This window comes from Acidovorax sp., from assembly GCF_034519795.1.
In the GTDB taxonomy this organism is placed as follows: Bacteria; Pseudomonadota; Gammaproteobacteria; order Burkholderiales; family Burkholderiaceae_C; genus Acidovorax.
In genome coordinates this window covers 449,046-468,829 of the sequence record NZ_JAXHOB010000012.1, presented here as the reverse complement: position 1 = coordinate 468,829, position 19,784 = coordinate 449,046, and the positions used below count along the sequence as shown (strand labels likewise).

Sequence of the window (19,784 nt, the reverse complement as noted above, 5' to 3'; positions counted from 1 at the left end):
CGATGGGGGACGCAGACTGGGGGTCGCCTTCTCTTTGGTGACTTTCTCTTGGCGACGCAAGAGAAAGTTACTGCGCCGCCGGGCGCACATCCCGGCTCCCGCCCTCAACCAAGGCACAACGCAACCACAGACAAACGGCCATAGCACCAGTCAACAACGGGGCGCAACATGACACAAGCACCCCCACCCCTCAACCCCTCGCCCCGCCCCGCCGGCGAACGCGAGGCCCTCGAACGCGCCTGGCAACCCCCGTCCGGCTGGCGCCTCCTCTCCGCAGTCAACAACACCCAGGTCGGCCTGTTCTACATCGGCACCGCGCTGCTCTTCTTCGTCCTCGCCGGCGTGCTCGGCCTGATCATGCGCGCCCAGCTGGCCGTGCCCCAGGCCGACCTGGTATCGGCCGCCACCTACAACCAGATCTTCACCATGCACGGCACGGTGATGATGTTCCTCTTCGCCGTGCCCGTGGTCGAAGCCATGGCCGTGTACCTGCTGCCCGGCATGCTCGGCACGCGCGACATGCCGTTCCCGCGCCTGTCGGCCTATGGCTTCTGGGCCTATGCCATCGGCGGCATCGTGTTCTTTGGCACCATCTTCTTTGGGGCTTCGCCCGACGGCGGCTGGTTCATGTACCCGCCGCTCACGGGCAAGGAGCATTCGCCCGGGGTGGGAGCCGATTGGTGGCTGCTGGGCATCGGCTTCATCGAGATATCGGCCATCGCCGGGGCCATCGAGATCATCATCGGCATCCTCTTCACGCGCGCGCCGGGCATGACGCTCGCGCGCATGCCCATCTATGCCTGGGCCATGCTGGTCACGGCGCTGATGATCGTGTTCGCGTTTCCGGCCATCATCGCCGGCACGCTGCTGCTGGAGATGGAGCGCGCGTTCGACTGGCCCTTCTTCATCCCCGCGCGCGGGGGCGATCCGGTGCTGTGGCAGCACCTGTTCTGGTTCTTCGGCCACCCCGAGGTGTACATCATCTTTCTGCCCGCCGCGGGCATGGTGTCGATGATGGTGCCCGCGCTGGCGCGCACGCCCATCGTGGGCTACCGCTGGGTGGTGGCCGCGCTGCTGGGCGTGGGGCTGCTCAGCTTTGCGCTGTGGGTGCACCACATGTTCACCGCCGGGCTGGGCTCGTTCACCATGCACCTGGTGTCGGCCGCGAGCTTCGCCGTGGCCGTGCCCAGTGCGGTGCAGGTGTTCTCGTGGATCGCCACCTTCTGGCGCGGGCGTGTCGAGGCCAATGCACCCACGCTGTTCCTCGTGGGCTTTCATGCCATCTTCGTGCTGGGCGGGCTCACCGGCATCATGGTGGCGGTGCTGCCGTTCGACTGGCAGGTGCACGACACGTACTTCATCGTGGCGCACCTGCACTATGTGCTGATCGGGGGCATGGTGTTCCCGGTGTTCGCGGGGCTGTACTACTGGCTGCCGCTGGTCGCCCAGGGCCACCGCATGTCCGAGCGGCTGGGGCGCTGGGTGTTCGGGCTCATGTTCGGGGGCTTCAACCTGGCCTTCTTTCCCATGCACATCGCCGGGCTCATGGGCATGCCGCGCCGGGTGTACACCTACGACGCGGGCCTGGGCTGGGAGTGGCCCAACCTGCTGTCCAGCATCGGGGCCTTCGTCTTCGCGCTCGGGGTGGTGCTGTGCTTCGGCGACCTGGTACGCGCCTTCCTGCGCGGCAAAGGGCCGCCCGCCAACCCCTGGAACGCCCCCACGCTGGAATGGGCCTCGGGCGGCGAGTACGGGCTGCGCAGCATCCCGCCCGTCAGCTCGCGCGAGCCGCTGTGGCAGCACCCGGGCCTGCGCGAAGCGGCGGAGCAGGGCGCCTACTGGCTGCCGCGCACCGTCTTCGGCGGGCGCGAGTCGCTGGTCACCAGCGCTGTGCACGCCACGCCGCGCCAGCTGCTGCTGCTGCCGGGCGACGGCTGGTCGCCCTTCATCGCGGCGGCGGGCACGGCCGGGTTCTTCCTGCTGCTCACGGTCTCGATGGTGGTGCCGGCCGTGCTGTGCGGCGTGATCGCCCTGGTGGCCATGGTGGTCTGGCTCTGGCAGTCCGACCGGGCCGTGCCTGCGGCAACGGCCGAGGTGGTGGCCGGCGTCTTCCTGCCCACGCGCCTGGTGGGCCGGCAGTCGCACTCGTGGTGGGCGGTGGTGGTGCTGCTGTGCGTCGATGCCAGCGTGTTCGCATCGGCCACCTTTGCGCACCTGCATGTCTCCATGGCGGCCGATGTCTGCCCGCCACCGGGCGCGGCCCTGCCGCAGGTGGCGTGGCCGGCATCGTCGGCGGCGCTGTGGCTGCTGGGCTCGGGGCTGCTGTGGGCGGCCCAGCGGTCCTTCGCCCAGGCTTCATCCGCGCAGTTCTGGCTGCGCGTGGCCACGGTGCTGGCCACGGCCTGCGCCTGCGGGGCCATGGCGCTCGAATTCATGGGCCACCTGCAGGCCGGCCTGAGCCCGCGCGCCGATGCCTGGAGCGCCACCGTCGCCGCGCTGCTGGGCTGGCAGGCGATGCACGTGGGCATTCTGCTCATCATGGGGGCCTACCTGCTGGCCCGCTCGCTGGCCGGGCACCTGCAGCAGGGCGCCCGCGCCACGCTCGACAACACCGTGCTGTTCTGGCACTACGTGACGGTGCAGGGCATCGTGGGGGCGCTGGTGGTGCAGGTGCTCCCATCGCTGATGTGACCGGTGCCACGCAGGGGTGGCCGCTTCGCCGGCTTCCCACGCGCGCACGGGGTGCTGTCTGGCAGCCCGCAGCGGGGCGGGTCTCCATGCTGGGCGCATGAGTGCATCCCGAACTGCTGACATGGCTGCTGCCGCTACCGATGGAGGGGCTGCTGCGTCCTCCAGCCCCGACACCCTCGGCGAGATCCTCGATGAATTCGACGGCTTGGCGCAGACCCACGGGCGTGTGACGGTGGCCGACATGGTCGACGCCATGGGCCCGCGCAGCTACGGGCCGTTTCTGCTGGTGCCAGCGCTGGTCGAGATATCGCCCCTGGGCGGTGTGCCGGGCACGGCCACGGCCCTGGCTGCCGTGGTAGTGCTGTTCGCCGTGCAGATGCTCAGCGGCCGCAAGCGCCTGTGGATGCCCGGGTGGGTGGCGCGGCGCGGGGTGGCCGCGGCCAGGATGAAGCGTATGGTCGCTGGTGCGCGACCCATGGCCGCGCGCATGGACCGCTGGTTCCATGGCCGGCTGCGCTGGCTGACCTCGGGCCTGGGGATTCGCCTGGCGGCATTGGCCTGCATCGCGCTGGCCTGCATGGTGCCGCCGCTGGAGATGATTCCGTTCGCCGCCTCGGCCCCCATGGGGGCTATCGCACTCATTGGCCTGGCCCTGTTGGTGCGTGATGGCGCGCTGATGGTGGTGGCCTCATTGCTGGCCTGCGGCGCGGCAGGGCTGCTGGTCACGCACCTGCTATGAAAGGTGCCGCTGAGCGCGCCTTTGCTCGGGCGGCCTGCCCAGTGCCAGAAACTCCCGCAGGCTGCCCACGCCCAGCTTGGCGAAAATGCGCTCCTTGTAGGTGACGATGGTTGCTGGCGACAGGTCCATCGTGCGGCCTATTTCCTTGGCGGTGCATCCGTCCATCAGCAACTGCGCAGTGGAGCGCTCGCGCGGAGACAGCGTGCTCCACGGATCGCGCTCCTCCTCCTCTTCCTCTTCCTCTTCGGGAAACGCCAGCTCGTCGTGCCGGCAGGCCAGGCCCATGAGCGTGCTGCCGTACTGGCCGAGCAGCGTGGAGGCCCGCCCCATGTCGAGCGGCACCCGCGAAAAATAGAAGTTCAGGTAGCAGCTGCGGTCGCCCCACTGGCCCAGCAACGAGACCTTGCCGGTGAACCCCGGCTCGTCGAACAGCACGCGCCGGTACTCGGTATCCCCGATGCTCGTGGGCGACATGCGCAAAAGCCGCAGGTCAGGCCCCTGGCCAGGGGCCTCCGGGGCGTTGTCGCGCACCAGCGGATAGTTGGGGTCGCGCTGGTACAGGTGCTTGACGTAGATGTCGGTGGTGGAGTCGATCAGACGCTGGTCGCACACACTGGCCGCCGCCGCATGGCGGATGCGGCCCTGGTGGTCGTAGCTCAGGTGGCTGAAATGGTCGGCGCCGAGCACGGTGTGGATGCCTTGCAGCAGGCGGGCGTGGAAACCGGGCCTGCCGATGTCCGCCACGCAATGCCCCAGCCAGGCATCGCGCGTCGACAGCGCGGGTATGCAATCCATGGTGTTGTTGTCTCCTGTGCGCTCTGCCTTGCGTGGGGGTACGCAGGCGCGCTTTCCTGAAATGATGCCACAGACCCTGGGCGCACGCATGTCCCCTTGCGAGGGGACAGACAGGGGACACGATGCTTTCCAGAATGGCAGCTCAGTCAACGCCGAGATGCCATGCACGTCCTGCCCCGCTACCCCTACCGCCGCCCGCCCGAACTGGACGGGAACCCCCAGGATTCCCGCCCCGCCGTGGTCATCGGCGGGGGGCTGACCGGCCTGTCGCTGGCGCTCGACCTGGCGCGCCGCGGCGTGCCCGTGCTGGTGCTCGACGACGACGACACCGTGGGCGTGCGCGGCCTGGCATCGCGCGGCATGTGCTGGGCGCAGCGCACGCTGGACATCTTCGAGCGCCTGGGCGTCGCCGGGCGCATCACCGCCAAGGGCGTCGCCTGGAACGTGGCGCGCGTGCTCGCCAAGGACCAGCCGGTCACCTCCTACACCTTGCAGGACCAGCCCGACCTGCGCCACAACGGCTTTGCCAACCTGCAGCAGTACTACGTGGAGCAGTACCTGGTCGAGGCGCTGCAGGCCGAGCCGCTGGCCGAGCTGCGCTGGCTGAACAAGGTCGGGCACATCGCACAGCACCCGGGCGGAGTGCGCCTCACCGTGGGCACCCCCGATGGGCCCTATGCACTGGATGCGCAGTGGGCCGTGGCCTGCGACGGGGCCTCCAGCCCCTGCCGCGCCGCGCTGGGCCTGGAGCCCGTGGTGCATGACCGTACCGAAGACCGCTGGATCATCATCGACATCACGGCGCCCGGCTGCGGCTGGGCCCAGGAGCGCTGGACCTGGCTGGACGCATCGGCCAATGGCGGGCGCGCGGTCTGGCGCCACAAGATGGCCGACGACACCTGGCGGCTGGATTTCCAGCTGCGCGATGACGAGGATGCGGTGCAGGCCGCCACGCCCGAGGCCATGCGCCGCCGCGTGCAGGCACTGTTCGGCGAGGCACTGGCGTTCGAGATCGCCTGGTCCGGGGTCTGGGCCTACCGGCACGAATGCCTCGACCATCTGCGCAGCGGTCGCGTGCTGTTTGCCGGTGATGCCGCCCATCTGGTCGCGCCCTTCGGCGCGCGCGGTGGCAATGGTGGCGTGCAGGACGCGGACAACCTGGCCTGGAAGCTGGCCCTTGTGCTGAACCAGGGCGCCGACGAGGCGCTGCTGGACACCTATTCCACCGAGCGCAAGCAGGGCGCCTTCGAGAACATCCGCCAGGCACGGCGGTCTTCGCGCTTCGTGCATCCGCAAGGCCATGCATCGGCCCGGCTCTGGCGTGACGCCATCATCGCCATGGCGCCGGACTGTGCCTGGGCGGCCCGCTGCATCAACACCGGCAGGCTGTCGGCCCCCTGCCGCTACACCGATTCGCCGCTGCTCGCAGGCGGCGCAGGGGAGGGCGATGCGCTGCCCGACGTGCGGCTGGCCGAGACGAGCAGCCTGCACCAGTTGCTGGGCCCCTGGTTCACCCTGCTGGTGTTTGGCGACCAACTGCCGCCTGCACTCACCGCCGTGAGTCACCCGCTGCTGACCGTGGCCTTTCTCGCCCCGGCCTGCGATGCACAGGCCCGCGCAGCGCTGCTGCGCCAGCTCGGGGTGGGGGCGGACAGCGGCGAGGCCTGGCTCATCCGGCCCGACCAGCATGTCGCCACGCGCCTGGCACACCAACAACCCGCGCTGGTGCCGGCCCTGCTGGCCGCTGCCCTCGCGCCCCTTCCCACCGACTCACCACCCACCCCTGTCCATGACCTGCACGCAACAACAGCTTGACGACGTACTGGAGTCCCTGATCGCGCTGACCGACGCCGCCACCCCCGCCGTGCAGAGCGACCTGCTCGCCCGCCTGGTGCTGGCGCTCGCGGCCGAAGTGGACGACGCCACGCGGCTGCAGGCCGCCATCGCCAGCGTGGCCCGCTCCGCTGGCCGCAGCCTGCAACCAGCACTGCCCTGAATCCCCCCTTGAATTGAAAGAAAGCATGAGCCATTCCACCGCATTCGCATCGCAGGCCGACCTGGCCGAGAAGACCACCAGCTTCACCCAGCTGTCCGCCAACGCCTGGGCCTACACCGCCGAGGGCGACCCCAACTCCGGCGTGATCATCGGCGACGACAGCGTGATGGTCATCGACGCCACCGCCACCCCCGTGATGGCCGCCGCCCTGGTGCGCCGCATCCGCGAGGTGAGCAACCTGCCCATCCGCCACGTGGTGCTCACCCACTACCACGCCGTGCGCGTGCTCGGCGCTGCGGGCTTCGTGCCCGAGGGCGCGGTCAACGTCATCGCCAGCCGGGCGACGCGTGACCTCATCGTCGAGCGCGGGGCCGAGGACATGGCCTCGGAGATCGGCCGCTTTCCGCGGCTGTTCCAGGCCCAGGAGAGTATTCCCGGCCTGACCTGGCCGACCATGGTGTTCGACCAGGAGCTGACCATGCACCTGGGCAGCCTGGAGGTGCGCCTGCTGCACCTCGGGGCCGGCCACACCAGCGGCGACTCCATCGTCTGGATTCCGTCACAGGGCATCGTCTTCTCGGGCGACCTGGTGGAGTTCAATGCCGGCGTCTACACCGGCGATGCACATTTGGCGGCCTGGCCTGCCACGCTGGACCGGCTGGCTGCCTTGAAGCCGCAGCAGCTCGTGCCCGGCCGCGGCCCGGCGCTGCGCACGGCGGCCGACAGCCTGGGCGCCATCGAGTACACGCGCGGCTGGGTGCAGACCCTGCTGCAGTGCGCGCGCGACGGCGTGGCCGCCGGCCACACGCTGCAGCAGGTCTATGCCGACACGCGGCGCGTGATGGACCCCGTGTTCGGCCACGTGTTCATCTACGAGCACTGCATTCCCTTTGACGTGTCGCGCGCCTATGACGAAGCGCAGGGCATCGCCAACCCGCGGATCTGGACCGATGTGCGCGACCGCGAGATGTGGGCCGCCATTCAGCCCTGAACCCCACGACACCTCCGACCGACACCTCCCCATGAAACTCGCCACCCTCCGAAACCACCGGCGCGACGGACAGCTTGTCGTCGTCAGCCGCGACCTGCAGCGCATGCGGGCTCTTTCTGAATGCCCCACCTTGCAGGACGCGCTCGACCAATGGGACCGCATGCACCCCGCACTGCAACGGGTCGCCGACGAACTGGAGGCCCGCCAGGGCGCCTTCGAAGCATTCAACCCCGAGGCCTGCGCGGCGCCGCTGCCGCGCGCCTACCAGTGGCTCGATGCATCGGCCTACCTGAACCATGTGGAGCTGGTGCGGCGCGCGCGCGGCGCCGACACGCCTGATGAACTGCGCCGCGACCCGCTGATGTACCAGGGCGGGTCCGACGATTTCCTGGGCGCGCACGACCCCATCGAAGCCGCCGACGAGGCCTTTGGCATCGACCTGGAGGCCGAGGTGGTCGTGATCACCGGTGACGTGCCGCTGGGCTGCAGCGCAGAAGCCGCGCTCGGCGCGGTGCGCCTGGTCGGCCTGGCCAACGATGTCACGCTGCGCCACCTGGTCCCGCCCGAGATCGCCAAGGGCTTCGGCTTTCTGCAGTCCAAGCCGGCCACGGCCCTGTCCCCGGTGTTCGCCACGCCCGATGAGCTGGGCCCGCACTGGCGCGGCGGCAAGCTGCACCTGCCGCTGGTGTCCATGCTCAACGGCGAGCGCCTGGGCGCGCCCAATGCCGGCGTGGACATGGATTTCGACTTCGGCCGGCTGATCGCGCATGCCGCGCGCACGCGCCGGCTCGTGGCGGGCACCATCGTCGGCAGCGGCACGGTGTCCAACCGCGACCCGGCTGCGGGCGTGAGCTGCCTGGCCGAGCGCCGGGTGCGCGAGCAGCTGGGCGGTGCGTCCACGCTCACCCCCTTTCTGCGCAACGGCGACCAAGTGCGCATCGAGATGCGCGACCCGGATGGGCACAGCCTGTTCGGCGCCATCGCGCAGACCGTGCGCATCGGCGGGGTGCCTGCATGAGCACGCCGGCGCCGCTGCGCCTGCACACCTACTTTCGCAGCTCTGCGGCCTTTCGCGTGCGCATCGCGCTGGAACTCAAGGGTCTGGCCTGGGAGCCCGTGCCTTGGCAACTGGCGGCCGGCGAGCACTGCGGCGAGGCCTACCGCGAGATCGCGAGCTTCGGCCTGGTGCCGCTGCTCGAGATCGACGGGCTGCGGCTGCAGCAGTCGCAGCCCATCATCGAATACCTCGATGCGCGGTTCGCGGCCGTGCCGCTGCTGCCCGCCGACGAGCCCGGCAAGGCGCGCGCCCGCGCGCTGGCCCAGCTCGTGGCCTGCGAGATCCACCCGCTGAACAACCTGCGCGTCCTGAAGTACCTGCGTGGCCCGCTCGGCCTGCCCGAAGCTGAGGTCAACACCTGGTACCGCCACTGGTGTGCCGAGGGCCTGGCCCGCATGGAGGCCGAGCTGCAGGGCGTGCCCACGGTCGGCGACTACGCGCTGGGCGCCTCGCCTTCCATCGTCGACTGCTTTCTGGTGCCGCAGCTGTTCAATGCGCGGCGCTTCGAGACCGACCTGCGTCCCTACGGCCGCGTACGGCACATCGAAGCGGCCTGCATGGAGCTGCCCGCATTCCAACGCGCCCAACCCGCCAGCCAGGCGGATGCCCACTGAACCACCACCGATGGAGAACCTGATGATGAAACCAAACCCCGTGCTTTCGATGCCCGCGCGACGCGCCTTGCTGGCGAGTGCCTGCCTCTTGCCCCTGTCCCGGCTGGCCGGCGCCAACGGCGCGGACAACCGACCCATCGAGTGGGTGGTCGGCTATGCCGCCGGGGGCGGCTCCGACGTGGTGGCCCGGCTCATCGCCGAACCCATGGGAAAGACGCTGGGGCAGGCCATCGTCATCGTCAACAAGCCTGGCGCGGCGACCAACATCGCGGCCGACTACGTGGCGCGCTCGCGGGAGCGGGGCCGCACCCTGTTCAGCGGCGATTTCGCGACCCTGGCCGCCAACCCTGCGCTCTTCGACAAGCTCAGCTACGACGCCGCCCGGGACTTGGCGCCGGTCGGCATGATCGCGCGCTTTCCCCTGATCCTCGTGGTGGCGCCCGGCGTGCCGGCCAGCAACTTCAAGGAGTTCCTCGCCTGGGCCAAGGCCCGCCTGCAGGGCGTGACCTATGCCTCGCCCGGTGCCGGCACGGCCCACCACCTGGCCACCGAGCTGCTGCGCGAGCGCACGGGCCTGAACCTCGTGCATGTGCCCTACCGCGGCGCAGCGCCGGCGGTGCAGGACCTGCTGGGCAACCAGGTGGATTGCATGCTCATCGACTCGGCCAGCGGGCTGCCGCACATCGCGGGCGGCAAGCTGCGGGCGCTGGGCGTCACCACCGGGGGGCGCACGCGCGTGCTGCCCCAGTTGCAGACACTGGCGGAGCAGGGGCTGGCCGGCTTCGACGCCTATTCGTGGCAGGGCCTCACGGTGCCCACGGCCACCTTGCCCGAGGACGTGAAGCGCTTCAACGCCGCCCTGGTCGCCGCGCTCCAGTCCGAGGCCGTGCAGGGCAAGCTGCTGGCGATGGGCGTGGAGCCCACGCCGGGCACCCCGCAGCAGATGGCCGCCTACGTGGGCACCGAGCGCGAGCGCTGGGGCAAGCTGATCCGCGAGCGCGGCATCAAGGTCGATTGAGGTGCCCGTGACCACCACCACGATCCAATACGACGATCTCGTCGAGTCCGTTGCTGCTGCGCTGCAGTACATCTCCTACTACCACCCCAGCGACTACATCGCCCACCTGGCGCGCGCCTACGAGCGCGAGCAGAGCGCCGCGGCCAAGGACGCCATCGCCCAGATCCTGACCAACAGCAAGATGAGCGCCACCGGCCAGCGCCCGATCTGCCAGGACACCGGCATCGTCAACGTGTTCTTGAAGGTGGGCATGGACGTGCGCTGGGAAGGCTTTCCCGGCGGCCTGGAAGACGCCATCAACGAAGGCGTGCGCCGTGGCTACAACCACCCCGACAACACCCTGCGCGCCAGCGTGGTGGCCGACCCCGAGTTCGACCGCAAGAACACCAAGGACAACACGCCTGCGGTGATCTTCGCGCAGATCGTGCCCGGCAACACGGTGGACATCACCGTCGCGGCCAAGGGCGGCGGCAGCGAGAACAAGAGCAAGATGATCATGCTCAACCCCGGCGACAGCGTGATCGACTGGGTGCTCAAGACCGTGCCCACCATGGGCGCCGGCTGGTGCCCGCCGGGCATGCTCGGGATCGGCATCGGCGGCACGGCAGAAAAAGCAGTGCTGCTGGCCAAGGAAAGCCTGATGGACGACCTCGATATGTACGAGCTGCAGGCCAAGTCCTCGCGCGGCGACAAACTCGACAAGGTCGAGGAGATGCGCCTGGAGCTGTACCACCGGGTCAACGCCCTGGGCATTGGCGCGCAAGGCCTGGGCGGGCTGACCACGGTGCTGGACGTGAAGATCAAGATGTACCCCACGCACGCGGCCAGCAAGCCCGTGGCCATGATCCCCAACTGCGCGGCCACGCGCCACGCGCACTTCGTGATGGACGGCTCGGGCCCGGTGTACATGACCCCGCCCTCGCTGGACCTGTGGCCCAACGTGAACTGGGCGCCCGACTACAACAAGAGCAGGAAGGTCAACCTCGACACCCTGACCAAGGAAGAAGTGGCCAGCTGGAAGCCCGGCGATACCCTGCTGCTCAACGGCAAGATGCTTACCGGCCGCGACGCCGCGCACAAGCGCATCAAGGACATGCTGGCCCGGGGCGAAAAGCTGCCCGTGGACTTCACCAACCGCGTGATCTACTACGTGGGCCCGGTGGACCCGGTGCGCGACGAGGCCGTGGGCCCGGCCGGCCCGACCACCGCCACGCGCATGGACGGCTTTACCGAGATGATGCTGGCCGAGACCGGCCTGATCGCCATGATCGGCAAGTCCGAGCGCGGCCCTGTGGCCATCGAGGCGATCAAGAAGCACCAGAGCGCCTACCTGATGGCCGTGGGCGGCGCTGCCTACCTGGTGAGCAAGGCCATCAAGACCGCCAAGGTGCTGGGCTTTGCCGACCTGGGGATGGAAGCCATCTACGAGTTCGACGTGGTGGACATGCCGGTGACGGTGGCGGTGGATGCGGGGGGCACCAGCGCGCACATCACCGGGCCGGCGGAGTGGAAAAAGCGCATTGCGAAGGTGGCACGAAAGACAATCACGCTGGAGAGCGTCTGAGAACGCTCCAGGCCACAAGGAGATGACGATGTTCGATGAACGAGATTTGGCTGCTGCCCGCCCTGCAGGCATGGAGCCCGAGGAGTGGCGCCTGCGCGTGCAACTGGCGGCGTGTTACCGCGTGTTCCACGCCCGGGGGTGGAGCGAGGAGATCTTCAACCACATCACGGTGCGCGTGCCCGGGCCGGCGGCGCACTTCCTGATCAACCCGTTCGGGCTGCACTACGGCGAGGTGACGGCGAACAACCTGCAAAAGATCGACCTGCAGGGCCACCCGGTGGGGGCAAGGGACTACCCCGTCAACCGCGCCGGCTTCGTGATCCACAGCGCGATCCACGCAGCACGCGGGGACGCGCATTGCATCCTGCACACCCACCATACGGCGGGCGTGGCGGTGTCGTGCAAGGAGGAGGGCCTCAAGTTCAACAACTTCTATTCGGCCTTCCTGAGCGGCAACGTGGCCTACCACGCCTTCGAGGGCATCACCGTGCACCCGGGCGAGCAGGACCGCCTGGTGCAGAGCCTGGGCGCCAGCAACTGCCTGATCCTGCGCAACCATGGTCTGCTGGTGACGGGCCGGAGCCTGCCCGAGGCCTTCTACTTCAACTATGTGCTGCAGCGCGCCTGCGAGGTGCAGGTGCTGGCCGATTCCATGGCTGGCGCCAACACCCCCATCGCGCCCCAGGCGCTCGCGGTATCGGCGCGCGACGTGGGGCTGACCGACCCGGACAACGACCTGCATGCCAAGTTGTTCTGGGCCGCGGTGCGCCGGGCGGGGCTGGGGCTTCATGACCTGGTGGCGCCACGGACGGGTATTTTCTAGGCCGGGTGGCCCCGGTTTTCACGTACCATCTTCGGGCAGTGGCATCCACCGGGCAGGGGTTGCCGCCACCGTTTCGCACGCATTGATTGCACAACAAGCACAGGAGACACACCATGAGCCTTTCCCCCGAAACCTCCCGCCGCGACATCCTGCAACTGGCGCTGGCCGGCGCCGCAGGCACGCTGCCCTTCATGGCGCAGGCCCAGGCGCTCGACACCGTGAAGATCCTCGCCGGCTTTGCCGCCGGCGGCACGGTGGACACCCTGGCGCGCCGCGTGGCGACCCAGATCACGGGCGGCTATGCCAAGTCGGCCGTGGTCGAGAACAAGACCGGTGCGGGCGGGCAGATCGCCATCGCCACGCTCAAGGCCGCCCCGGCGGACGGCGCCACGCTGCTGGCCACGCCCATGTCCATGCTGGGCATCTACCCCCATACCTACAAGAAGCTGCCTTACGACCCGGTGACCGACGTGACGCCCGTCTCGCTGGGTGTGGTGTTCGACATGGGGTTTGCCGTAGGCCCGCAGGTGCCCGCCTCGGTGAAGACGGTGCCCGAGTTCCTCGAATGGTGCAAGGCCAACCCCACGGGCGCCAACTTCGGCTCGCCCGCACCGGGCTCGGTGCCGCACTTCGTGGGCGAGCTGATCAGCCGCGCGGGCAAGGTCGACATGCGCCATGTCGGCTTTCGCGGCTCGCAGCCGGCCATCCTGGACCTGCTGGGCGGGCAGATCGCCGCCGTCTCTGCCCCGGTGGGCGAGTTTTTGCCGCATTTGCAAGGCGGCAAGATCCGCGTGCTGGCCACGTCGGGCGCCACGCGCAACAAGTTCATGCCCAATGTCAGCACGCTGACCGAGCAGGGCTACAAGGACATGGCCTACAACGAATGGTTCGGCTTCTTCCTGCCCGGCAAGGCGCCGGCCGATGTGGTGCAAAAGGCCAATGCCGCCATCCGCACCGCGCTGGCCGACAAGGACGTGGTCGCCGGCCTGGCTGCGATGGGGCTGGAGGCGCGCTCGTCCACTCCCGCCGAACTGGCGGCCCTGCTCAAGGCCGACGGAGAGCGCTGGGGGCCTATCGTCAAGGCCATCGGCTTCACTGCGGAATCCTGAGAGCGCACTGCGGTCGGGGGCCTGCCGGGGGTGCCCGAGCCGGTCAGTTCTTGCCTGGCGGTGCAGGGGCCAGTTGCAGCACGGCCAGCGCGCTGGTCAGCTCGGCCCGCCTGCGGGCTGCCTCTTCCTGGCGGATGGGCGCGTTGGCGCGCTCGTGTTCTCCGCGCGCGTTGTTGAGCCGGCTCTTCATCTCGGTGTCGAGCGCGATGCGCTCGGTGAGAAAGCGCCCATAGCCCGCCTGGCCCGCATACAGCTGCGAGAGCAGCACGGTGAAGCGCGCGTTCTCTTCCTCCACGAGGTCGGCGTAGGCGGGCGGGGCATTCTTCAGCCGGAACTCCGCCCCGGCGTTCACGCACTCCCGGCGCAGGCCCGCCCAGGACTGGATGGCCTTCTTCTCCTCGGCGGTGGGGATGGCGGTGCTGGTCAGCAGGTCTGGCGTCGCTGTCTGTGCATTGGCAGCGCTTCCAATCCGAGGCCTGAGCACTTCCAGCGCGCCGTGCTTGTCCATCCCGGCCAGGCAGATGGCGCTGGGGTCGTCTGCGGCACTGCGCTGTACCGGGGGGCCTGCCTGGCATCCGGCAAGGACAAGGCAGACGGTGGCGATGTGAAGCATCTTCATTTTTTTGCCTTTCGTGCAAACAGTGCGCCGCGCCCTCGGGGCTGCGGCGTGCGGTTCGTTTCACTCTAACCAGATTGGACACACACCGGAGCGAGAGGCAGGGCGGACGCGCTGTCCTCCTACACATGTCCCCGTTTGAAGCGTCGCACGTCGCAATGGATGGCGCAGGCCGTTGGCCGCCTCCTACAAAGGCTGGCGAGGGCCACAGGTTCAATCTCTGGAGCCATCCATCAACCGGAGACTCCCGTGGACTCGATCAACAACAACCAGCCAGAAGAGACCCACCAGCACCTCGCTGGCGGCGATGCCGCCAGGCGCATCCAGGACATGGCGAAGGACGCTGGCTCCTGCTTCTTCTGCACCAATGCGCCCGATGGAGAGACGCAGGGCACGCGGCCCATGGGCATCGAGAAGGCCGACGAGGCCGGGCACCTGTGGTTTCTGAGCGCATCGGACAGCCACAAGAATCGCGAGATCGAAGCCGACCCGCAGGTACGCATCTTCCTGCAAGGCGCCAAGCACTCAGGTTTTCTGGTGCTGGAAGGCACGGCCACCATCCACCGCGACAAGGCCTTGATCGGCGAACTGTGGAACCCGGTCATGAAGACCTGGTTCACCGGGGGCAAGGACGATCCGCGCATCACGGTGATCCAGGTCGTGCCCGCATCCGGCTACTACTGGGACAACAAGCACGGGAGCTTGGTGGCGGCCACCAAGATGGTGATCGGCGCCGCCATCGGCAAGACGCTGGACGACTCCGTCGAGGGGCAGCTTCGCCCCTGATGCGCCTGCCAGTTTCTTGGTGACGATTTCCATGCAAGGCTTTCGGCGCCTGGGCCGGGCGCTCATCCGCATGCCGGTGCTGGGGGTTCTGATCCTGGCGGTGCGCAACTATGTGCTGCACCAGAGCGCCAACCAGGCCGGCAGCCTGGCGTTCTCGTCGGTGCTGGCCATGTTTCCGCTCTTGATCCTGCTGTCCGCCGCTGCCGGGTATTTCGGCCAGCCGGGCGACGCGGCGGCGCTGGCCGAACGGGTCATGGGCTACGCGCCCCAGCTCGTGCGCGAGGCCATGCAGCCGGTGATCCAGCAGGTGCTGGCCCAGCGCAACCAGGCGCTGCTGACGGTGGGGCTGATCGTGACGCTGTGGACGGGATCGTCGGGCATGCAGGCCGTGCGCTCGGCGCTGAACCGCTCGTACGGCATCGCGCGCGGCCTGCCGTTCTGGAAGGCGCGCATCAAGGTCACGCTGTTCACGGTGATCGTGGGCTTTGGCGTGCTGGTCATCTTCAGCTCCGTCATCATCATGCCGCGCATCTGGCAGTTCGTCGTGTCCAGCGTGGAGGGGGCGAACCAGGTGGTCTGGCTGTACGACAGCGTGCGCTATGGTGCGGCCTGCATCACCCTGACCATGCTCTACGCGCTGCTGTATGGCTGGCTGCCCGACATTCCCCAGCGCATCGGCACGGTGCTGCCGGGCGCCGTGGTGGGGGCCGTGCTGTGGGCGCTGGCCGCCGCCACGCTGTCGTACTCGCTGCGCAGCGCCGGCAAGCTCGCCCTGGTCTATGGCAGCTTCGCGGGCGTGGTGGCAACGCTGGTGTTCCTGTACATCAGCGCCACGACACTGATCTTCGGCGCCGAGGTCAATGCGGTGCTGCGCGAGAAGACGCCCGGCCCAGCGGCGGCTGAAGCCCCCGCCTGACCGGCAGGAAAAAGCGGCCCGCAGGCCGCTTGTTCCGCGCCAGATCTGCAGGGTCAGATCTTGTCGATGGCCTTCTTCACGGCCTCTTTGGCGTCGCCCACCTTCGCCTGGGTCTTGCCCATGGCCTGGTCGGCCAGGCCCTCGCCCTGGAGCTTGGGGCTGTCCACGAGCTTGCCTGCGGCTTCCTTCACCTGGCCCTTGATGTCGGTGGCGCGTCCTGCTATTTGGTCTTTGTTCATGGGTCACTTTCGTTGGCACCGCGGAACGTGCGGTAAGGCAGATGATCGGCCGACGTGCCACTTGCCCGTGTCAGCAGGCACCCCGTCAGCGTGTCTCCGCGCTGCTCAGATCCATGCCGCCTCAGCATCCGCCGCCCGCAGCGCCGCATGGATACGCTCCGTGATGTCCTGCCCTGGCACCATGGGCCTGAGCGCAGGCACATGCGCGCGCCCGATGTTGCCCAGGGGCAGGCGCTGCAGCAGGTGTCCCAGCGGCACCAGCGCCAGGCGCAGCAGCTGGCCGAGCACCTCCCGTCCGTCGCGCAACTGCAGGGCGTAGCGCAGCATGGCGGTGTGCGAGCGCCAGTGCAGGCCCAGCAGGGTCTGGCCCAGCACGTGGGCCGCCTCCAGCCAGGGCCAGCGCGCGGCCGGCGGCTCGCCTGCGCTGGCCGCAAAGAGGGCCAGGAGATGGTCGAACGCCGGGCGCTGCAGCGCGGGCGCCTGGGGTGGCTGGCCGTTCATGCGGATGCCCCGGGGTGCTGCGGGCCGGCGTGGCTGCGTGCCAGCTTGCGCCAGCGCCGCTGCCGATGGCGGTAGAAGAGCCAGGCAAACGCTGCGGACAGTGGCGTCATCACCCACGGCAGGTAGCGTGCCCGCACGAACACCTCGTCGGTGTAGCAGGTGCTTTCAGTGGCGCCGGGCAGGGGATGCACGGTGATGCGGTGGTCCCACACGCGCATCAACTGGCCGGTGCCGTCGTCGCGCAGCAGGGGCCAGGCGCCGGGGATGCCGTCGCAGGGGTGCACGCTGATGCGCGCGGTCTGGCGGCCCATGGGCAGCAGGCCGAAGAGGGCAAGGCGCAGCTCGGTATCGCCCAGGGGCCAGTGCGCAGGCCAGGGGCCGTGCACGGTGGTGAACTGCAGCAGCGGGGCGGTGATGCAGCGGAACAGGGCCGTGGTCTGCAGCTCTTTGGCCACCCAGTCGGCCGGGGCGGGCAGGGTGGTGGTGAGGCGTATGCGCAGGCAGCCGGGCGGTTGCGGCAGGGCGCTGGCGGGTGCTCCCATCCCGGTGGTACCCATGGCGGCGGCGATGGCGGCACCGGAGGTGGTGGTGATTGCGTCGCTGCTCATGCCGGCTTGTCCTGTGCAATGGAGGGCGTGGTGCCCTGCTCGGGCCGCAGCATGCGCAGGCCGTTGGCCACCACCAGCAGGCTGGCGCCCATGTCGGCAAACACCGCCATCCACATGGTGGCCTGGCCCGTGAGCGCCAGGCCGAAGAACACGGCCTTGATGCCCAGCGCGAGCGTGATGTTCTGCACCAGCACAGTGTGCGTGCGGCGCGACAGGCGCACCGTCTCGGCCACGCGGCGCAGGTCGTCGTTCATGATCACCACATCGGCCGTCTCCATGGCCACGTCGGTGCCGGCAGCGCCCATGGCAAAGCCGATGTCGGCCTTGGCGAGCGCGGGCGCGTCGTTGATACCGTCACCCGCCATGGCCGTCATGCCATGCTTTTGCTGCAGCGCGGCGATGGCGGCGAGCTTGTGCTCGGGCAGCAGGCTGGCCTGCACCTGGTCGATGCCGGCCTCCTGTGCAGCGGCCTGGGCCGCCGCGGCATGGTCGCCGGTGAGCATCACTGGCACGATGCCCAGGGCCTTGAGGTCGGCCACCGCCTGCACGGCCTGCGGGCGCAGAGTGTCGGCCACGGCGAACAGGGCGCGCACGGCACCGGCGTCGGCCAGCAGGGTCACGCTGCGGCCCTGGGCTTCGTGCGCGGCGGCGGCGGCCTCGACCGCGTCGGTCCACAGGTTGCGCTCCTGCATGGCGCGGCGGTTGCCCAGCTGCCAGGTGCTGCCGCCAATGCGCCCCTGCACACCGCGCCCGGCCAGGGCGGTGAAGTCCTCCACTTCAGGCAGCGAGGCCTGTGCTTCTCCCAGCCCGGCCACGATGGCCTTCGATACCGGGTGGTCCGAGCGGCCCGCCAGCGCGCGCGCCACGTCGGTGGCGGCATCGTCGCCAAACTGCGCCTGCCCCACCAGCACCGGGCGGCCGGCGGTGATGGTGCCGGTCTTGTCGAAGGCCACGGCGCGGATGCCGCGCGCCTGCTCCAGCCAGGCCCCGCCCTTGACCAGGATGCCGCGCCGCGCGGCAGCCGCCAGCCCGCTGACCACGGTGACCGGCGTGGAGATCACCAGCGCGCAGGGGCAGGCAATCACCAGCAGCACCAGCGCGCGGTAGATGGCGTCAAGCCAGCCCCAGCCCAGCAGCAGCGGCGCACCCACGGCCACTACCACGGCCAGCACGAAGACGGCGGGGGTGTAGATGGCGGCGAAACGGTCCACGAAGCGCTGCGTAGGGGCGCGGCTGGCCTGGGCCTCTTCCACCGAGCGGATGATGCGGTCCAGCGTGGTGTTGCCTGCCGCCGAGGTCACCTGCATCAGCATCTCGGCCTGGGCGTTCAGGGTGCCGGCGTACAGGCGGTCACCGGGGGTCTTGTCCACGGCCAGGCTTTCGCCGGTGACGCTGGATTCGTCCACCGCGCCGCGCCCGGTGGTCACCGTGCCGTCCAGCGGCACCCGGCCGCCGGGGCGCACGCGCACCGTGGCACCCAGCGCCACCTCGGCCGCGTGTACGCTGCGCCACTGGCCATCGGGCTGCTGCACGTCGGCCTGCTCCGGGCTCAGCGCCAGCAGCGAGCCGATGGCATTGCGCGCGCGGCCCGCAGCCCCTTCCTCGATGCGCTCGGCCAGGGCATACAGGGCCATCACCATCGCCGCCTCGGGCCATTGGCCGATGGCGAAAGCGCCGGTGACGGCCACCGCCATCAGCGCACTGATGCCCAGTTGCCCGCGCAGCAGCGAGCGCATGCCGCTCTTGTACACCCCCAGGCCCGCCAGCAGGATGGCGGCTGCCGCCAGCGCCATGCCCGCGCCGTGCCAGATGGGCGTATCGGGGCCCAGCAGGTGGGCCAGCTCGGCCCCGGTGGCTGCCACCAGCGCCGCGCCAATGCGGCCCCAGCCGGGCAGGGCGCCGTGCTCGTGGCCTTCATGCCCGCCGTCATGCCCTTCGTGGTCGGCATGCGCCTTGTGGTCATGGCCTTCGTGGCTGTGCGGCGCGGCAGCGGCCTTGGCCGGTGCCGCGTCGTCCGAGCAACTGGCTCCGGGGTTGCAGCAAGAGACATTGATCTGCGGCGCACGGCGAACCGTGCCTGCCTTGGGCATGGGCAAGGCCACGGGCGCCGGGGACCCTGGTTGCGGCGGGGCTTGAGGTGCCGTGGATCGGCTGGTTTCTGTCATGGCTTTTTTCCTTTGCGGGGGCGGACTGCGATCCGCCATGCCATGATTGGAATCCTTGAAGTCACTTGAAGGTCAAGCGCATGCCAGCAGACACAGCAAGCTTACGCATCGGCGAGGCCGCCCAGCGCTCGGGTGTCTCCACCGCCAACATCCGCTACTACGAGAAAGAGGCCTTGCTTGCGCCCGGCCCGCGCAGCGAGAGCAGCTACCGCCTGTACAGCGATGCCGACATCCACCAGCTGCGCTTCATCCGCCAGTGCCGGGCCATGGACATGTCGCTGGGCGAGGTGCGCACCCTCTTGGCACTGGACCGCTCGGCCGCCGGTGCCGACCACACGGCGTGCGACACGCTGGACGAGCACCTGAGCCACGTGCGCATCCGCCTGCAGGAATTGAAGACCCTGGAGCGCGACCTGATCGCCCTGCGCCGCCGCTGCGATGGCACCGACGGGCACTGCCATGTGATCGACGCGCTGCACGAGCGCGCCGATGCCGAGCCCGTGGCGCCGCCAGGGCCGGCGCCGGCCAAGCGGCATGTTTGATGAGACGGCCAGGG

20 protein-coding genes are annotated in these 19,784 nt (G+C 69.4%); 14 read left to right on the top strand and 6 right to left on the bottom strand.

The window, feature by feature from the left end:
- The first annotated feature begins 168 nt into the window (after positions 1 to 168).
- Together U5N23_RS15715 and U5N23_RS15710 are read left to right on the top strand one after the other, a co-directional pair.
- A complete protein-coding gene (locus U5N23_RS15715; protein ID WP_322593716.1) occupies positions 169 to 2,691 on the top strand; it encodes a cbb3-type cytochrome c oxidase subunit I in 2,523 nt (840 codons plus the stop codon).
- Between the two features lie 121 nt (positions 2,692 to 2,812).
- Positions 2,813 to 3,430, top strand: a complete 618-nt coding sequence (locus U5N23_RS15710) for an exopolysaccharide biosynthesis protein (protein WP_322593715.1) — start codon at positions 2,813 to 2,815, stop codon at positions 3,428 to 3,430.
- Here U5N23_RS15710 and U5N23_RS15705 read toward each other — a convergent pair.
- On the bottom strand, positions 3,425 to 4,225 hold the full coding sequence (locus U5N23_RS15705; protein ID WP_322593714.1) for a helix-turn-helix transcriptional regulator: 801 nt from the start codon (positions 4,223 to 4,225) through the stop codon (positions 3,425 to 3,427). The genes U5N23_RS15710 and U5N23_RS15705 overlap by 6 nt on opposite strands.
- A gap of 162 nt (positions 4,226 to 4,387) precedes the next feature.
- On the opposite strand from U5N23_RS15705, the gene U5N23_RS15700 reads away from it, so the two are divergent.
- The 9 genes from U5N23_RS15700 to U5N23_RS15660 all read left to right on the top strand — a co-directional run bounded on the left by U5N23_RS15700 (position 4,388) and on the right by U5N23_RS15660 (position 13,397).
- Entirely contained in the window at positions 4,388 to 6,040 is a 1,653-nt protein-coding gene (locus U5N23_RS15700; RefSeq protein WP_322593713.1) for an FAD-dependent oxidoreductase, read from the top strand.
- Positions 6,015 to 6,221, top strand: coding sequence for a DUF2783 domain-containing protein (locus tag U5N23_RS15695; protein ID WP_322593712.1), 207 nt, complete (start codon positions 6,015 to 6,017; stop codon positions 6,219 to 6,221). The genes U5N23_RS15700 and U5N23_RS15695 overlap by 26 nt, the downstream gene beginning before the upstream one ends.
- Positions 6,222 to 6,246: 25 nt before the next feature.
- A complete protein-coding gene (locus U5N23_RS15690; RefSeq protein ID WP_322593711.1) occupies positions 6,247 to 7,212 on the top strand; it encodes an MBL fold metallo-hydrolase in 966 nt (321 codons plus the stop codon).
- Between the two features lie 31 nt (positions 7,213 to 7,243).
- Positions 7,244 to 8,230: a fumarylacetoacetate hydrolase family protein gene (locus U5N23_RS15685; protein ID WP_322593710.1), complete on the top strand. Its 987-nt coding sequence runs from the start codon at positions 7,244 to 7,246 to the stop codon at positions 8,228 to 8,230.
- Entirely contained in the window at positions 8,227 to 8,883 is a 657-nt protein-coding gene (gene maiA, locus U5N23_RS15680) for a maleylacetoacetate isomerase (RefSeq protein WP_322593709.1), read from the top strand. The genes U5N23_RS15685 and maiA overlap by 4 nt, the downstream gene beginning before the upstream one ends.
- A 25-nt stretch (positions 8,884 to 8,908) precedes the next feature.
- A complete protein-coding gene (locus U5N23_RS15675) occupies positions 8,909 to 9,901 on the top strand; it encodes a Bug family tripartite tricarboxylate transporter substrate binding protein (protein WP_416208623.1) in 993 nt (330 codons plus the stop codon).
- A 7-nt stretch (positions 9,902 to 9,908) separates the two neighbouring features.
- Positions 9,909 to 11,465, top strand: coding sequence for a fumarate hydratase (locus U5N23_RS15670; protein WP_322593707.1), 1,557 nt, complete (start codon positions 9,909 to 9,911; stop codon positions 11,463 to 11,465).
- 22 nt (positions 11,466 to 11,487) lie between these two features.
- Positions 11,488 to 12,288, top strand: a complete 801-nt coding sequence (locus U5N23_RS15665) for a class II aldolase/adducin family protein (protein ID WP_416208618.1) — start codon at positions 11,488 to 11,490, stop codon at positions 12,286 to 12,288.
- A 113-nt stretch (positions 12,289 to 12,401) separates the two neighbouring features.
- The gene (locus U5N23_RS15660) at positions 12,402 to 13,397 is read left to right on the top strand and encodes a Bug family tripartite tricarboxylate transporter substrate binding protein (RefSeq protein ID WP_322593705.1); all 996 of its coding nucleotides are present in this window, start codon (positions 12,402 to 12,404) and stop codon (positions 13,395 to 13,397) included.
- Between the two features lie 43 nt (positions 13,398 to 13,440).
- Here the strand turns inward: U5N23_RS15660 and U5N23_RS15655 are convergent, their stop codons facing one another.
- Positions 13,441 to 14,016, bottom strand: coding sequence for a hypothetical protein (locus tag U5N23_RS15655; protein WP_322593704.1), 576 nt, complete (start codon positions 14,014 to 14,016; stop codon positions 13,441 to 13,443).
- Between the two features lie 246 nt (positions 14,017 to 14,262).
- Between U5N23_RS15655 and U5N23_RS15650 the strand changes: the two genes are divergently transcribed.
- Both U5N23_RS15650 and U5N23_RS15645 read left to right on the top strand, forming a co-directional pair.
- Positions 14,263 to 14,799 carry a pyridoxamine 5'-phosphate oxidase family protein gene (locus U5N23_RS15650; RefSeq protein ID WP_322593703.1) on the top strand — a complete coding sequence of 179 codons (537 nt, stop codon included), beginning with the start codon at positions 14,263 to 14,265 and terminating at the stop codon, positions 14,797 to 14,799.
- A 31-nt stretch (positions 14,800 to 14,830) separates the two neighbouring features.
- The gene (locus tag U5N23_RS15645; RefSeq protein ID WP_322593702.1) at positions 14,831 to 15,715 is read left to right on the top strand and encodes a YihY/virulence factor BrkB family protein; all 885 of its coding nucleotides are present in this window, start codon (positions 14,831 to 14,833) and stop codon (positions 15,713 to 15,715) included.
- A 53-nt stretch (positions 15,716 to 15,768) separates the two neighbouring features.
- On the opposite strand, the gene U5N23_RS15640 is transcribed toward U5N23_RS15645, so the two are convergent.
- The 4 genes from U5N23_RS15640 to U5N23_RS15625 all read right to left on the bottom strand — a co-directional run bounded on the left by U5N23_RS15640 (position 15,769) and on the right by U5N23_RS15625 (position 19,228).
- Entirely contained in the window at positions 15,769 to 15,954 is a 186-nt protein-coding gene (locus U5N23_RS15640; RefSeq protein ID WP_322593701.1) for a CsbD family protein, read from the bottom strand.
- A 105-nt stretch (positions 15,955 to 16,059) separates the two neighbouring features.
- On the bottom strand, positions 16,060 to 16,455 hold the full coding sequence (locus U5N23_RS15635) for a DUF3703 domain-containing protein (RefSeq protein ID WP_322593700.1): 396 nt from the start codon (positions 16,453 to 16,455) through the stop codon (positions 16,060 to 16,062).
- The gene (locus U5N23_RS15630; protein ID WP_322593699.1) at positions 16,452 to 17,063 is read right to left on the bottom strand and encodes a hypothetical protein; all 612 of its coding nucleotides are present in this window, start codon (positions 17,061 to 17,063) and stop codon (positions 16,452 to 16,454) included. Before U5N23_RS15630 ends, U5N23_RS15635 begins: the two co-directional genes overlap by 4 nt.
- The gene (locus tag U5N23_RS15625; RefSeq protein WP_322593698.1) at positions 17,060 to 19,228 is read right to left on the bottom strand and encodes a heavy metal translocating P-type ATPase; all 2,169 of its coding nucleotides are present in this window, start codon (positions 19,226 to 19,228) and stop codon (positions 17,060 to 17,062) included. Before U5N23_RS15625 ends, U5N23_RS15630 begins: the two co-directional genes overlap by 4 nt.
- A gap of 80 nt (positions 19,229 to 19,308) precedes the next feature.
- On the opposite strand from U5N23_RS15625, the gene U5N23_RS15620 reads away from it, so the two are divergent.
- On the top strand, positions 19,309 to 19,770 hold the full coding sequence (locus U5N23_RS15620; protein ID WP_322593697.1) for a MerR family transcriptional regulator: 462 nt from the start codon (positions 19,309 to 19,311) through the stop codon (positions 19,768 to 19,770).
- Positions 19,771 to 19,784 lie beyond the last annotated feature (14 nt).